14 protein-coding genes are annotated in these 13,696 nt (G+C 68.2%); 9 read left to right on the top strand and 5 right to left on the bottom strand.

Annotation, left to right across the window (positions count from 1 at the left end; all coding sequences use genetic code 11):
- Window positions 1–56 precede the first annotated feature (56 nt).
- Together IJ15_RS0106720 and IJ15_RS0106715 are read right to left on the bottom strand one after the other, a co-directional pair.
- Window positions 57–539 (bottom strand): hypothetical protein, encoded by a 483-nt coding sequence (locus IJ15_RS0106720; protein ID WP_031937575.1) that lies wholly within the window; start codon window positions 537–539, stop codon window positions 57–59.
- Between the two features lie 51 nt (window positions 540–590).
- Window positions 591–920 carry a UBP-type zinc finger domain-containing protein gene (locus tag IJ15_RS0106715; protein WP_031937574.1) on the bottom strand — a complete coding sequence of 110 codons (330 nt, stop codon included), beginning with the start codon at window positions 918–920 and terminating at the stop codon, window positions 591–593.
- 80 nt (window positions 921–1,000) lie between these two features.
- Between IJ15_RS0106715 and IJ15_RS0106710 the strand changes: the two genes are divergently transcribed.
- A complete protein-coding gene (locus IJ15_RS0106710) occupies window positions 1,001–2,599 on the top strand; it encodes a Na+/H+ antiporter (protein WP_031937573.1) in 1,599 nt (532 codons plus the stop codon).
- 65 nt (window positions 2,600–2,664) lie between these two features.
- On the opposite strand, the gene IJ15_RS0106705 is transcribed toward IJ15_RS0106710, so the two are convergent.
- Entirely contained in the window at window positions 2,665–3,378 is a 714-nt protein-coding gene (locus tag IJ15_RS0106705; RefSeq protein ID WP_231569443.1) for an IclR family transcriptional regulator, read from the bottom strand.
- Between the two features lie 164 nt (window positions 3,379–3,542).
- Here IJ15_RS0106705 and IJ15_RS0106700 point away from each other — a divergent pair, with 164 nt between their 5' ends.
- The 8 genes from IJ15_RS0106700 to IJ15_RS0106665 all read left to right on the top strand — a co-directional run bounded on the left by IJ15_RS0106700 (window position 3,543) and on the right by IJ15_RS0106665 (window position 11,478).
- A complete protein-coding gene (locus IJ15_RS0106700; protein ID WP_031937571.1) occupies window positions 3,543–3,992 on the top strand; it encodes a nuclear transport factor 2 family protein in 450 nt (149 codons plus the stop codon).
- Window positions 3,993–4,062: 70 nt separating this feature from the next.
- Window positions 4,063–4,899, top strand: a complete 837-nt coding sequence (locus IJ15_RS0106695; RefSeq protein WP_031937570.1) for an SDR family NAD(P)-dependent oxidoreductase — start codon at window positions 4,063–4,065, stop codon at window positions 4,897–4,899.
- Entirely contained in the window at window positions 4,892–5,704 is an 813-nt protein-coding gene (locus tag IJ15_RS0106690) for an SDR family NAD(P)-dependent oxidoreductase (RefSeq protein WP_031937569.1), read from the top strand. The genes IJ15_RS0106695 and IJ15_RS0106690 overlap by 8 nt, the downstream gene beginning before the upstream one ends.
- Window positions 5,701–7,161: an FAD-dependent oxidoreductase gene (locus tag IJ15_RS0106685; RefSeq protein ID WP_031937568.1), complete on the top strand. Its 1,461-nt coding sequence runs from the start codon at window positions 5,701–5,703 to the stop codon at window positions 7,159–7,161. The genes IJ15_RS0106690 and IJ15_RS0106685 overlap by 4 nt, the downstream gene beginning before the upstream one ends.
- 108 nt (window positions 7,162–7,269) lie before the next feature.
- Window positions 7,270–8,559, top strand: a complete 1,290-nt coding sequence (locus IJ15_RS0106680) for an MFS transporter (protein WP_031937567.1) — start codon at window positions 7,270–7,272, stop codon at window positions 8,557–8,559.
- Window positions 8,560–8,625: 66 nt separating this feature from the next.
- Entirely contained in the window at window positions 8,626–9,114 is a 489-nt protein-coding gene (locus IJ15_RS0106675) for a nuclear transport factor 2 family protein (protein ID WP_031937566.1), read from the top strand.
- 243 nt (window positions 9,115–9,357) lie between these two features.
- Window positions 9,358–9,879 (top strand): NfeD family protein, encoded by a 522-nt coding sequence (locus IJ15_RS0106670; protein WP_197059767.1) that lies wholly within the window; start codon window positions 9,358–9,360, stop codon window positions 9,877–9,879.
- A 9-nt stretch (window positions 9,880–9,888) separates the two neighbouring features.
- The gene (locus IJ15_RS0106665) at window positions 9,889–11,478 is read left to right on the top strand and encodes a flotillin family protein (protein ID WP_081880619.1); all 1,590 of its coding nucleotides are present in this window, start codon (window positions 9,889–9,891) and stop codon (window positions 11,476–11,478) included.
- Between the two features lie 54 nt (window positions 11,479–11,532).
- On the opposite strand, the gene IJ15_RS0106660 is transcribed toward IJ15_RS0106665, so the two are convergent.
- Window positions 11,533–12,294: an alpha/beta fold hydrolase gene (locus IJ15_RS0106660; RefSeq protein ID WP_031937563.1), complete on the bottom strand. Its 762-nt coding sequence runs from the start codon at window positions 12,292–12,294 to the stop codon at window positions 11,533–11,535.
- Between the two features lie 83 nt (window positions 12,295–12,377).
- A partial coding sequence (locus tag IJ15_RS0106655) for an MFS transporter (protein WP_031937562.1) occupies window positions 12,378–13,696 on the bottom strand: 1,319 nt, incomplete at its 5' end.

Genomic DNA, 13,696 nt, shown 5'->3' with positions numbered 1-13,696 from the left:
CAGTAGCGGGCGGCGCTGGATTCGTCTTCGAGGACCGTCGTGCCGACGGTGGCTACTCACTCCTCCGGACTCTGTCCGCCCCTCCCGCCGTCGGCGGCGTCGCCGCGAGCCTCGATGGCCTCGACGGACTTCTCGAACTGCTTTCCCAGGACACGGGTTCCGACGAGTCCGAGCATTGCCGCGAGCATCCGTCCCTTGAGGTTCTTGCCGTCGCGGACCACGACCGCGTCCACGTCGGTCCCGCCCGCGGAGTTCTCCGTGAGCGTGTAGGTGTGGCCCGAGGCGCCACCCCACAGGTTGGAGTCGGTGGTCGTCATGACGACGTGGTGGGGGTCGGTCCAGTCGTAGTGCAGGCGTTCCCAGATTCCGCTCGAGCCTTCGGTGACGTCGGCATCGTGCGGGCCTTCGTGGTGAACCTGGAGGTAGCGGTCCGAACTGTTGCCGAACAGTTCCCCGCGTCCCGGCCCGAAGTCGGTGAGACCGGCAACGAACTGCTCGGGGGTCGCGGTGGTCGTCTGATGGAGATGAATCGTGGTCATGACGCCTTCCTTGACACGTGGTGGCCGGAGACCGGCGACCGGGATTCGGAGTCAGCCCATCTCGACGTGGCGGTAGCACCATCGCCAGGTCTCACCGGGCTCGTGCGACCGCATGACGGGGTGCCCCGTCTGCTCGAAATGCCCGGTCGCGTGCCGGTGTGGACTCGAATCGCAGCATCCGACGTGCCCGCAGGTGAGGCACATCCTCAGGTGCGCCCAGTTCTGTTCGTCGAGCGCCGCGCATTCCTCGCAGCGGCCGGGCGTGCGTGGTTCCGGGTCCGGCCCGGAGGCGGCCGCCAATTCGATGCAGGGCCCCGCTGACGCCGGATCCTGGGATCCGAGTCGGATGGCATCGGCTGCACGCCGGAGCGCTCTCTTCATCACCTCCCATCCTGCATGCTTCAGAGAGCGATTTCCACAGGTCGATTTCCGTGGACCGAGCCGTCGGACGGAGAACCGTCGTGAACGTGGCACTGCTCGTCGTCGCGGTGGCGGCGCTGCTCGCCGCCGCCCTCGCGCGGCGTCTGAACTGGCCGGCGCCGTTGCTGTTGGTCATGGTCGGGCTCGTCGGATCGCAGATTCCTCGCCTTCCCGACACCGCACTCGACCCCGATCTGGTGCTGTACGCGGTGCTGCCGCCGCTGCTCTACTCGGCGGCACTCGACAGCTCCTCGCTCGCGATGCGCCGCAACGCGCGGCCCATCGCTCTGCTCGCGATCGGCCTGCCACTGGCCACCACGGCGGTCGTCGGGGCGGTCGCCTACTTTACGATTCCGCAGTTTCCGCTGGCCGCGGCGTTGGTGTTGGGGGCGGTCGTGGCGCCGCCGGATGCGGTGTCCGCCAGTGCGATCGGACGCCGTCTCGGCCTGCCCCGGCGAATCATGACCTTGTTGGGAGGTGAGAGCCTGCTCAACGACGCGACCGCCCTCACGGCGTACCGGGTGGCCCTCGCCGCGGCGGTCGGCACCGGAGTGACGCTGATGGAGGGGGTGCGGACCTTCCTGGGTGCCGCGATCGTCGGCACGCTGATCGGACTCGGAGTGGGGATCGTCGTCGACGCGATCCGTTCGCGGCTGTCGGACCCGGTGATGGAGAGCGGGATCGGACTTCTCGTGCCCTTCGTCGCCTACCTGGCGGCCGAGGAGGTGCACAGTTCCGGGGTGATCGCGGTCGTAGTCGCCGGGCTGTTCCTCGGTCAACGCTCGACCCGTGCAGGCTACGCGACCCGACTGCAGGACACCGCCGTCTGGAAGGCCGTCGACGTGGTCCTCGAATCGTTCGTGTTCCTGCTGATCGGGCTGCAGTTGCCGAGCGTCGTGCAGGGGCTTCACGGCCGCAGCGTGGCCGCGGTGGTCGGCGCCTCCGTCGCCGTGCTCGCCGCGGTGATCGCCGTCCGGCTGGTCTGGGTCTTCCCCGCGACCTACCTCCCGCGTCTGCTGTCCGCCCGGATCCGTCAGCGGGAGCCGGCTCCGCGCCTCCGTGGGGTGTTCGTCGTGGCATGGTCGGGCATGCGCGGTGTCGTCTCGCTGGCCGCCGCCTTCGCGATCCCGTTGACGGTCAATTCGGGCGCGCCCTTCCCTGAGCGCGACATGATCCTGTTCGTCACCTTCGTCGTCGTGGTCGGCACCCTCCTCCTGCACGGGTTGACCCTGCCGTGGCTGATCACCCGGTTCGGGGTCGACAACGAGGACGAACACCGTGCGGACTCCGTCGCGCTCGCTGCGGCCCAGGACAAGGCCGCGCGGGCCGCCACGGAGGTGCTCGACAGCCTGGTCGCGAACGCCGGCGAGGATTCCGCGGCGGTCCGGGAACGGGCCGCGGAGATCCTGCGCACCTGGAGCGAGCACCGCGCCCACGCGGCCTGGGAACGGCTCGGCCGCAGCGAAGCCGAGTTGGGGGAGAGCCCGTCCGCCGCATTCCGCGCACTGCGCCTGCAGATGCTCGCGACCGAGCGGAGCGTCTTCATCGCCGAGCGTGACAACGGGCGCATCGACGACGAGGTGCTGCGGCAGGTGCTGCGTGAACTCGATCTCGAGGAAGCGACCTTGAACCGGGAGTGAGCCCGGGCGGTTGACTTCGAGGGCGGAACTGCTCGACCACGAAGCGAAGCCGAGCAGTTCGCGCGTCAGCGCAGCAGCAGCGCGCCCAGCCGCCGGGCCGCGGCCATGACGGCCTCGCCCAGCTTCTGCTCCTCCGACGAGTCGAACACCGAGACACCGATGCTCACGAGGTCGGCGGGCCGACGGTTCGGGAGCGTCGCCGAGATACCCGTGACCGAGTGGGTCACTTCCCCTGAGGTCACCGCGAACCCGCGCTCGCGGGCGCGGGTGACCTCGGGGCGTTCGCCCTCCCGCGGCGGCAGCGCCGCGAGCATCGCCAGTCCCGCGGACCCGCGGTTGATCGGGTCGACCTGACCGGCGTCGAAACCGACGTGCGCGCGCGAGTTCCGCGGTTCGATGACCATGAGCGCGCGGACCGAGTCCTCGCCCTCCCGGACCGCGAGGTGCACAGTCGCCTCGACCGTATCCGCCAGTTCCTCGAGGATCGGGCGCGCGAGTTCGCGCAGATCCTGCTCCACCGAACCCGCGAGCGTGACCAGCCCCGCGCCCAGCAGGATGCGCTTGTTCTCGGTGCGCCGGCACAGCCGGTGTGCCTCGAGGGTGCGCACCAGGCGATCCGCGACCGTGCGGTGCACGCCGATCCCCTCGCCGATCTCGGTGACCGTCAGCCCGTACTTGTGCTGCGTCAGCAGCTCGAGAATCTCGAGGCCGTTGTGCAGCGTCTTCGACATCCGCGAATCGAGCTGGACGGCGCCCGTTCTTCCAGGACTTTCGTTCATTTGTTCATCGGAACCGACCGATGCCATGGATCCCTCCCTTGACGCATGTGAGGTGAGACACCTACTCTTCTTCTTAATCGCACTATGCGTTCGATTATCGCACACATGGGCGGGGCGGTGCAATCCCAATCGGGGTGCACCGGAGAGTGACCGAGGAGTTCGTCATGACAGGTATCGAGAGCGGCGCCGATGTCGGCGCAGTGGCGATCGTGGAGATCCACCAGCTGTACGGCCGGCAGAGCCACTTCATCGACGAGGGGCGCGCGGCCGAGTGGGCGGCCACCTTCACGGCCGAGGGTGAGTTCCACTCGCCCAGCTACCCGGCCCCGGTCGTGGGCGCGCCCGCGCTGACCGCGTTCGCCGCCGCGTTCTTCTCGAACGCGTCCGTCGCCGGCGAGGCGCACCGGCACGTGATCACCAACATCGCCGTCGACCGCGTCGGCGACGACGAGCTCGAGGTCCACGCCTACCTGCAGATCGTCGCGACCCGGATCGGCGGGGAGTCGCGCCTCGTGCGGTTCACCACCGTCGCCGACCGGGTGGTGCGAGAGGGCGGCCAGTGGCTCATCGCGCGCCGCGTCGTCCGCCGGGACGATCAGACCCCGCAGTCCTGACACCTCGGGGCTCGCCAGACGAGTAGCCCGAATCTTTTGCAGAACATTGTTTTTGGAGGAACGCCCGATCATGACCGAAACCGCTGACACCGAGAACCCCGGCCGCACCGACGCGTCCCTGATGACCGCGCTGTACCCGGAGATGGCCGGCAAGGTCGCCGTCGTCACCGGCGCAGCCCGCGGTATGGGCGCGGCCTTCGCGGCCGGTCTCGCCACCCGCGGCGTCCACGTCGTCGGCGCCGACATCGACGCGGAGCAGATGACGGCCACTGCGGACGAGATCAACGCCGCGCTCGCCGCGGCCTCGCTCGCCGAGACGCCCGGACGCGTCGTCGGCGCCCGCATCGACGTCACCAAGGCCGACGAGCACGAGACCCTCGCGCAGACCGCGCTGAAGGAGTTCGGCCGCATCGACTTCTGGATCAACAACGCCGGCATCTTCCCGTTCGCACTGGTCGACGAGATCTCTCCCGAGCAGATCGCCGCTGTCCTCGACGTCAACGTCGAGGGTGTGCTGTTCGGCGCGCAGGCCGCGTCCCGGCACATGACGCCGGGCGGCGCGATCGTGAACATGTCGTCGGTGTCGGCGCTGCGCGTCCGCCGCGGCCGCGGCGCGTACTGCACCTCCAAGGCGGCCGTCGCGCACCTCACCGAGTCGCTCGCGGTCGAGCTGGGCGACAAGGGTATTCGCGTCAACGCGATCGCCCCCGGCTACATCGACACCGAGATGACCCGCTGGGTCCGCGAGGATCCCGCCGCGCTCGAACACGCGCTGAACGTGGTGCCGCTGCACCGTCTCGGCTCACCCGAGGAGGTCTTCGGGCCGCTGCTTTTCCTGCTCTCGGACAGCGCCCGCTACGTCACCGGCCACTCCATCGCCGTCGACGGTGGTTCGCGCCATGTCTGAGTCGATGGGTCGTTCCGCAGGCTCCACTCCTGAGACTTTCCCGAACGTCGTCCTCGTCACCGGCGCCGCCGGCGGCATGGGCGCCAACCATGCGAAGGCCCTCGCCGCGCAGGGCGTGCACGTGTGCGTCGCCGACGTCGCGGACACCTCGGCGGTCATGGCCGAGATCGAAGCCGCGGGCGGCAGCGCGTCGGCGCACCAGCTCGACGTCGCCGACTCGGACGCATGGACGCGGGTGATCGACGAGATCCATTCCACCAAGGGCGAACTCGGCGGTCTGGTCAACAACGCCGGCATCAGTCGTCGGCGCGAGTTCATGGACACCCCGGACGACGTCTGGGAGCTGACCATGCGGATCAACCTGTTCGGCCCGTTCTACGGGATGAAGGCCGCCGCACCGCTGATGCGGGAGAGCGGCGGCGGATCGATCGTGAACATCTCATCGATCTCCGGCCAGGTCGGCTACTTCTCGCCGGCGTACGCGTCGAGCAAGTGGGGGCTGACCGGGCTGTCGAAGTCGGCGGCCGGACAGTTCGCGCAGTGGGGCATCCGGGTGAACTCCGTGCATCCCGGGCTGGTGGGCACCGCTCTCGTCGGGGGAGCGGACGCCTTCGTCAAGGCCTCGCTGGAAAGCATCCCGGCCGCCCGCATGGGCACCGTCGACGAGATCACGAACGCGGTGCTGTTCCTGCTGTCGGACCGGTCCACGTACATGAACGGCAGCGAGGTGACGGTCGACGGCGGCCTGGTGTCCAACGGGCTGTACCACCGCATCCTCGCCGAAACGGGAGGAGTCCTCTCATGAGTGAAGACAACTGGGACGTTGTCGTCATCGGTGGCGGCGGAGCGGGCCTCGCGGCCGCGGTGTCCGCGGCCGAGCAGGGCGCATCGGTGCTGCTGTTCGAGTCGCAGACCGAACTGGGCGGCTCGACGCAACTGTCGGCGGGCCTGTTCACCGCCGCCGGGACCAGCGTCCAGCGGGGCCTCGGGATCGAGGACACCGCCGAGAAGTTCTTCCAGCACTACATGGACCTCAACCACTGGATGCTCAAGCCGGGCCTGATCCGCGCTTTCTGCGAGAACGCCGGTCCCACGCTGGAGTGGCTCATCGGTCTGGGTGTGGAGATCCCCGCCCGCGAGTCCGCCAACGCGCACATGCCCGGTCTGGCCCAGGCCGGTGTCGAGGACGTCTGGCGCGGTCACGTGCCCAAGGACCAGGGCTACGGCCTCGTCCAGGCGCTCGACAAGGCCCGCCGCGACGAGGGCGTCGAGGTCGTGATGAACACCCGCGTGCAGTCGCTGCTCGTCGAGGACGGCCGGGTCACCGGTGTCGTCGCCGACGACATCGAGGTCCGCGCGTCGGCGGTCGTGATCGCCAGCGGCGGCTTCGCGCAGAACAAGGACCTGGTCGACCGGCTGTACCCGTTCGCGAACCGTGGCGGAGACTCCCTCTTCGTCGTGGCCGCCGAGGGCAGCCAGGGCGATCACCTCGTGTTCGGTGAGCAGGTCGACGCGGCCGTCACCGGTGAGGGCTGGGGCCTGATGCTGCCCACCGCCTACTTCCAGCGGTTCCACCACTGGCAGTCGGGTTTCCCGCCCAAGTCGCGGATCTACGTCAACGGCGACGGCCGCCGCTTCATGGACGAGGACGCCTCGTATGCGGTGTCGACCGGGATCATCGACGCGCAGCAGGGCGGCGCCTGGGTCGTGTTCGACGACAGGGCTAGACTGAATCTTCCTGCAGGCTATACTGATTGGGCTTCGGAGCGGATTCTCGAAGAGGCCGATGCCGGGCGCACTCTCCGAGCGGACACGGTCGCGGAACTCGCCGGGGCGATGGGCGTGCCCGCCGATGCGCTCGAGGTGGCCGTCGCTCGCTGGAACGATCAACTCCCGAACGGTGCCGACGACGACTTCCTGCGTCATCGCACCCTCTCCAACAAGGGTTCGACCACCAACCCGGACCCGATCGACCAGGGCCCGTTCTACGCGGCCCGGTTGCTGCCGGCCGAACTCGTCTGCACCCACGCGGGCGTCGAGATCGACAGCAATGCGTCAGTACTGGACCGGACCGGTCGTCCGGTCGACGGACTGTTCGCGGCCGGCGAGGCCGGGGCCGGAATCCTCGGCCTCCGGTACGTGGGCGGCGGCAACGCCGTGGCGAACGCCCTCACGATGGGCCGGATCGCCGGAATCAATGCCGCGCGCACCGCACGCGGCGAGTCGACGACATCTACGGCTCTGACAACAGCAGGAATCTGACACCGAGCGTGTTGCGTACCAGACACTTACAAAGGACCATCCATGCCAACGAACGATATTGTGGAGCCCGCGGTTCGTAACCCCGAGCCCGCCCGAGGACCGGATCCCGTGCAGACAGACGCCCAGCCGACGCAGTCCACCGTCAAGGTGGTGCGCGCGGCCATTGTCGGCACCGTCGTCGAGTACTACGACTTCGGCATCTACGGCTACATGGCGACCATCATCGCGTCGCTGTTCTTCGTCTCGGAGAACGACACCGCCGCCCTGCTCGGCACGTTCGCGACCTTCGCCGTCGCGTTCTTCCTGCGAGTGCCCGGTGGCATCTTCTTCGGCCACATCGGCGACAAGTACGGCCGCAAGAACGCCCTGTCCTGGACGATCCTGCTGATGGTCGTCGCGACGGCCGCGATGGGCATGATGCCCACGTACGTCACGCTCGGCGTGTGGGCGACGGCGATCCTGGTGCTGGCCCGCTGCTTGCAGGGCTTCGCGGCCGGTGGCGAGCTGGGCGGCGCCAACGCGTTCGTGTCGGAGTCCGCTCCGGCCAAGTGGCGCGCGTTCCAGACCTCCATGGTCAACTCGGGAACCTACATCGGCTCGCTCGTCGCGTCGCTGACCGCGCTGGCGCTCACCTCGGTGTTCACACATGACCAGATCATGTCGTGGGCGTGGCGTATCCCGTTCCTGCTGTCGGTCCTCATCGGCGTGGTCGGTATCTGGATCCGTAACCACATGGAGGACACCCCGCAGTTCAAGGAACTCGAGGACAAGGGCGAGACCGCGAAGGTTCCCGTCAAGGAACTGCTGACCACCTCGGGCTCGTCGCTCGTGAAGATCATCTTCCTCGGTGCGCTCATCACCGGCGGCTACTACATCGCCTCCGTGTACGCGGCCACCTACCTGCAGAAGGCGGGCGGACAGTCGTCGACCGTCGCGTTCCTCTCCACGTCGCTCGCATTGGTCCTGGGTGTCATCACGTTGCCCATCGCGGGCTACATGGCCGACCGCTACGGCCGTAAGCCCGTGCTGTTCGCCGGCACCATCGCGGCCGTCGTGCTGGGCGTCCCGATGTTCATGCTCATGGCGGGCGGCAGCATCTGGCAGGCGGTCGTCGGCCAGTCGGTGCTCTTCATCGCGGTCTCGGTGGTCAACGGCGCGTCCTACGTGACGTACGTGGAGATGCTCAAGGCGTCGGTCCGCTACAGCGGACTCGCGCTGGGCAACAACATCACCAACATGGCGCTCGGTGGCACGGCCCCGTTCATCGCGACGTGGCTGATCGACATCACCGGCAACAATCTGGCGCCAGCGTTCTACTTCGTGTTCTGCGCGCTGCTCACCCTAGGTGCGATCTTCTTCGTCAAGGAGACCAAGGGCATCGAGCTCCGCGTCGACTAGTCCGGCCCCGTCGGATCCTGCCGGTGGCAACACCGGCAGGATCCGTTCGCCACGAGAGGAGAGCGCGTGTCGCTCATCGACAAGCAGGAGATCACCGAGGTCCTGTACCGCTACGCACGGGCGGTGGACCGCAAGGACTTCGACCGGGTGGCCGACTGCTACTTCCCCGACGCGATCGACAACCACGGCGGATACCTCGGCACCGTCGACGGTCTGATCGAGGACATGAAGTCCCGGCACTCGTCCATCGACTCGTCGCTGCACTACGTGACCAACGTGTTGATCGACCTGGACGGCGACACAGCGCACGTCGAGTCGTACTGCCTGTGCTACCTGCGGCAGGCGCCGCAGGTTCCGGGCGGCCCGCAGTCGCGGGCCACCGTCAAGTGCCGCTACGTGGATCGCTTCGAGAGGCGCGACGGGCAGTGGCGCATCGCCGACCGCATCGTCGTGTTCGACGAGTCCGTGACCGACGAGATCGTCGACGCCCTGTCCCCTTCGTGGGTTCGATCCCGTCGCTCGTTCGAGGACCCGGTCTTCACCGGAAAGCCCTGAACCGCAACACTTCCAGGTCAGTAGTGACGGCAGCGCCGGCACCCCCTCCGTGGGGGTGCCGGCGCTGCCGTGTTCACATTCGCGCGGACGCAGGTTGCTGCGGGTCGACGGCGTGCACGACCCCACCGCGGCGGTGGAAGGTGGCCCTTCGCAGACCTCGACATCGCCTGCGTTATGGTCGACGGCGAATCTACTGTCCGGGGAGGGGCGCTAGTGACAGTCTTCTTTCTTGCCTGTCTTGCAATGGGTCTCGTGGGCCTCGTCGGGACGCTCGTCGTCGGAGAGGGCGGATCCGACGGGCCGGGTGGAGGGGATGCCGCGGGGGGTCTGCCGTTCCTGAGTCTGACCACCGTCGCCACCGCGTTGTTCGGCGTCGGTCTCGGTGGTAGCGCCGTCATGCTGTCGGGCGGAACCGGTGGCATCGCGGCGATCGCCGCCGCCGGGTGCGGGATCATCCTGGTCGGTCTCACCCGCGGTGCCCTACTTCCCTACCTCCTGCGGCAGCAGTCCAATTCCCACCTCGGACGCGACAGCTACATCGGCCTGACCGGCACGGTCACCATCGCCATCGAACCCGGCCTGTGGGGCGAGATCTCCTTCACCGACACCGAAGGAAGCCGGGTTCGTGCGCGTGCCGTGTCCGCCGAACCCGCACCGCTGCCCGTGAACACCCCCGTCTACATCGGCGACGTCGACGACGACAATCTCCACGTTGTCACAATCCCCGACGGCGCATCGGATTCTGCTTTGCCCGAAACGAACTGAGGAAACCCCATGATCGCAATCGTGGGCGCCGTCCTGGCTGCCCTGGTGGTCTTCGTCGGACTGCCGTTGATCTACGTCCGCAACTACGTCAAGGTGCCCCCCAACGAGGTCGCGGTCTTCACCGGTCGCGGTACCCCGAAGATCGTCCGCGGCGGTGCCCGCTTCAAGATCCCCGGCATCGAGCGCGTCGACATCATGTCGCTCGAGCCGTTCAACGTGAAGATCGATCTGCAGAACGCCCTCTCGAACGACGGGGTCCCGGTGAACGTCGAGGCCGTCGGCCTGGTCCGCATCGGCTCGGCGGACGAAGCTGTGCAGACCGCCGTCCAGCGCTTCCTGACCTCCGACCTCGACGAACTCCGCCGGCAGATCAACGACATCCTCGCCGGGTCGCTGCGCGGAATCACCGCGACGATGACCGTCGAGGATCTGAACTCGAACCGCGAGACCCTCGCCCGCAGCGTCGTCGACGAGGCCGGCGGCGACCTCTCCCGCATCGGCATGGAAGTGGACGTCCTCAAGATCGCCGGAATCAGCGATCACAACGGCTACCTCGAGTCCCTCGGTCAACGGCGTATCGCCGAGGTCAAGCGCGACGCAGCCATCGGCACCGCGAACGCCGACCGTGACGCCCAGATCCAGTCCGCGAAGGCCCGGCAGGAAGGCGCCGTCGCGCAGGCCGAGGCCGACACCGCGATCGCCACCGCCAACCAGGCCCGCGACGTCGAGCTGGCGAAGCTCCGGGCCCGCACCGAGGCGGAGAATGCCGAGGCCGACCAGGCCGGTCCGCTGGCCCGAGCGACCTCCGAGAAGGCGGTCCGGATCGCGCAGCAGCAGGCCGAGGCCGCTCAGGTGGAGGCCCGGATCGAGGTCGATCAGCGACGCGCCGAACAGGCCAAGGCGGCACTGCAGGCGGACGTCATCGCGCCCGCCGAGGCCGAGCGTCAGGCGTCCGTCGCCCGTGCCGAAGGCGAGAAGCAGTCCGCGATCCTCCGCGCTGAAGCTGCCGCCGAATCGGCGCGACGTTCGGGTGCTGCCGCCGCCGACGCGCGCAAGCTTGCCGCCGACGCCGTCCGCACCGAGCAGCAGGCGGAGGCTGACGGCATCAAGGCTCGACTGGCCGCTGAGGCGGAGGGTCGCACGGTCGCGGCCGAGGCGCTGCGCGCCGAGCAGCAGGCCGAGGCGGACGGTCTCCGGGCCCGGCTCGAGGCCGAAGCCGACGGCAAGCGGAAGGTGGCCGAGGCTCTCAACGCCTACACACCGGCCGCCGCCCAGATGTTGATGCTTCCCGATGTCCTCGCGGCACTGGTCGAGGCGACCGCCGCAGCAGCGAAGCCGGTGGGCGAGATCGACAGGATCTCGATCGTCGGTGGCGCGGAAGGAATCTCCGGCAGTGTCGGCTCGATCCTCGGGATCAGCCCGTCGACGATCGCGGGAGTGATCGAGACCCTCGAATCCTCCGGAGTGAATGTCACCGGCATGCTCAACTCCGTTGGGCAGCAGAGTAGGAGCGCGTCGTCTGTCGGATCTCCCGGTGAGACGAGTCCGGCAGCCGTGGGCGTCACAGGCAACGGGGCGGGTGACCCGACCCGGGTCTGATCGGTTGCACCGAGACCGGCCCGCCCCGTCGACGATGAGGGGCGGGCCTGCTCGTCACTGCAACGGTGCGAGTGTCTTCTCGATGCTGGTGATCATCGCGACCGGAGCCTCGAACATCGCGTAGTGCCCGGCGTTGGCGAGGACGTCGAGCTCGCACTGCGGCAGCTGCGTCATCCAGGTGGCCTTCACCGTCTCGGCACCGAGGGCCGGATCGTGCTCACCGACAATCGCCTTGATCGGGATCGACGTCTGCGGCAACTCGGCCGCGAAGTCGGCGCCCGCCCACGAACGCAGGTAGGCACCGAACGCCGGACGGGTGGTGAAGTCCACCGAGAACTGCGTCATCTGCCGCAGCCACGTCGCCGACTGGCGGTTGCCGGTGGTGAAGTCGAGGATCGCGTAGCGGTTGCCGTCCTCGTTCTCGGCGCCGGTGAACAACGCTTCGCTGTCCGCGTCGAACGGGACACCGGACGCCGGCACCGGGCTGATGCCGATCACCGCGGTGATCCGCTCCGGGGCGTCGGCGAGCACGCGCAGCGCCGCGGCGCCACCCATCGAGTGCCCGATCAGGGCGAAGCGATCCCAGCCCAACTCGTCGGCGAGGGTCAGGGTGTCCGCCGAGATCTCCGCGAGCGTGAAGTCGCCGGCCTCGTCCGTGCGGGCACCGTAGCCGCGGTAGTCGATCAGGGCATAGGTGTAGACGTCGGTGTCGATCAACTCGGGCATCATGCCCCAGCCCTCGGACGTGCCGAACCAGCCGTGCAGCGCGATCACCTTGATCGGACCGTGACCGACGATCTTGTGTGCGATTGCCATTCGAAGTTCTCCTAGCTGGTCGGGGAGGGCTGGCTGAAGGGTCCCTTCACACGCTGACAGCGCATGAAGGGACCCTTCAACTCTCATGCGACGTCGTCTAGATCCACGCCCTTGGTCTCACGGCTGAACAGCAGTGCGGTCACCGTGATCGCCATTGTGATCACCAGGTAGCCGACAACCATACCGACGCCGTGGTTCTCGATCAGCCAGACGGCGATGAACGGGGCCGGTGCACCGGCGATGATCGACGATCCCTGGAACACCAGCGACGAACCGGCGTAGCGGTAGCGGGTCGGGAACAGCTCGGTGATCCACGCGGCCTCCGGGCCGGCGAGCATGCCGTGGAAGAAGGCGCCGACGCACACGCCGAGCCACAGCATCGGCAGGCTCTCGAGCTGGACCAGCCAGAAGAACACCGGTGCCCACACCACGAGGATGACGGCGGGGACGAGCATCGCCTTCTTGCGGCCGATGTGATCGGACCACGCGCCGCCGGTGATCATGCCGACGAACTGGAACAGCGACGCGAACGTCACGGCCAAGATGATGTCGCCGCGGTGGAAGTCGAAATACGTCGTGGCGTAGGCGATCACGAAGACGGTATAGACGTAGAACGCGATGTTCTCGCCGAGTCGCATGCCGAGTCCGATCAGGACGGCGCGCGGACGACGCAGTGCCTCGAGGATGCTCGAACGCTCCTCCGCCTGCGGGTTCTTGGCGGCCTGCTCCTGCGCCGCCTTGAAGACGGGGGACTCCTCGACACCGCGACGCACCCAGAAACCGACGATCAGCAGCGGGATCGCGAACAGGAAGGCCACACGCCAGCCCCACTGGTCGAACGCCTCGTCCGAGAGGAAGACGCCGAGGAGGGAGACGATGACGGTCGCCAGGACCGTGCCCATCGGCGCACCGGCCTGCGGCCAGGACGCCCAGAATCCACGCCGCTTCGGTTCGCCGTACTCACTGACCAGCAGCACCGCGGCACCGAACTCGCCACCGAGGGCGAAGCCCTGGATCATGCGCAGCACGACGAGTGCGACCGTGGCCCAGATGCCGATCTGGTCGTAGGTCGGCAGCAGGCCGATGGCGGCGGTCGCTGCGCCCAGCATGATGAATGTCGTGACGAGCATCGGCTTGCGGCCGAACTTGTCGCCGAGATGGCCGAAGACGATGCCGCCCAACGGGCGGGCGATGAAGCCGAGGCCCTGGGTCGCGAGCGCCAGCAGCAGCTTCGCGACGCCGTCGTCGCCCGGGAAGAACAGCGGACCGAGGACGGTCGCGGCGAGGATGCCGTAGATCGCGAAGTCGTACCACTCGAGTACGGCGCCGGCCATGCTGCCGGTGAGGACACGCTTGAAGCTGGACTTGGGCGGCTGGTCGCTACCGGCCGGGCCGGTCGGCG

Origin of the sequence: Prescottella defluvii, from assembly GCF_000738775.1 — a bacterium.
GTDB lineage: Bacteria > Actinomycetota > Actinomycetes > Mycobacteriales > Mycobacteriaceae > Prescottella > Prescottella defluvii.
The sequence above is the reverse complement of the archived record's forward strand: the minus strand, read 5'-3'. Positions and strand labels throughout refer to the sequence as shown.

Coding starts and splice junctions, on each gene's coding strand:
- IJ15_RS0106670 (WP_197059767.1), top strand. CDS start 9,358: ATGGGTCTCGTGGGCCTCGTCGGGACGCTCGTCGTCGGAGAGGGCGGA.
- IJ15_RS0106720 (WP_031937575.1), bottom strand. CDS start 539: ATGACCACGATTCATCTCCATCAGACGACCACCGCGACCCCCGAGCAG.
- IJ15_RS0106685 (WP_031937568.1), top strand. CDS start 5,701: ATGAGTGAAGACAACTGGGACGTTGTCGTCATCGGTGGCGGCGGAGCG.
- IJ15_RS0106695 (WP_031937570.1), top strand. CDS start 4,063: ATGACCGAAACCGCTGACACCGAGAACCCCGGCCGCACCGACGCGTCC.
- IJ15_RS0106715 (WP_031937574.1), bottom strand. CDS start 920: ATGAAGAGAGCGCTCCGGCGTGCAGCCGATGCCATCCGACTCGGATCC.
- IJ15_RS0106690 (WP_031937569.1), top strand. CDS start 4,892: ATGTCTGAGTCGATGGGTCGTTCCGCAGGCTCCACTCCTGAGACTTTC.
- IJ15_RS0106660 (WP_031937563.1), bottom strand. CDS start 12,294: ATGGCAATCGCACACAAGATCGTCGGTCACGGTCCGATCAAGGTGATC.
- IJ15_RS0106665 (WP_081880619.1), top strand. CDS start 9,889: ATGATCGCAATCGTGGGCGCCGTCCTGGCTGCCCTGGTGGTCTTCGTC.
- IJ15_RS0106705 (WP_231569443.1), bottom strand. CDS start 3,378: ATGAACGAAAGTCCTGGAAGAACGGGCGCCGTCCAGCTCGATTCGCGG.
- IJ15_RS0106700 (WP_031937571.1), top strand. CDS start 3,543: ATGACAGGTATCGAGAGCGGCGCCGATGTCGGCGCAGTGGCGATCGTG.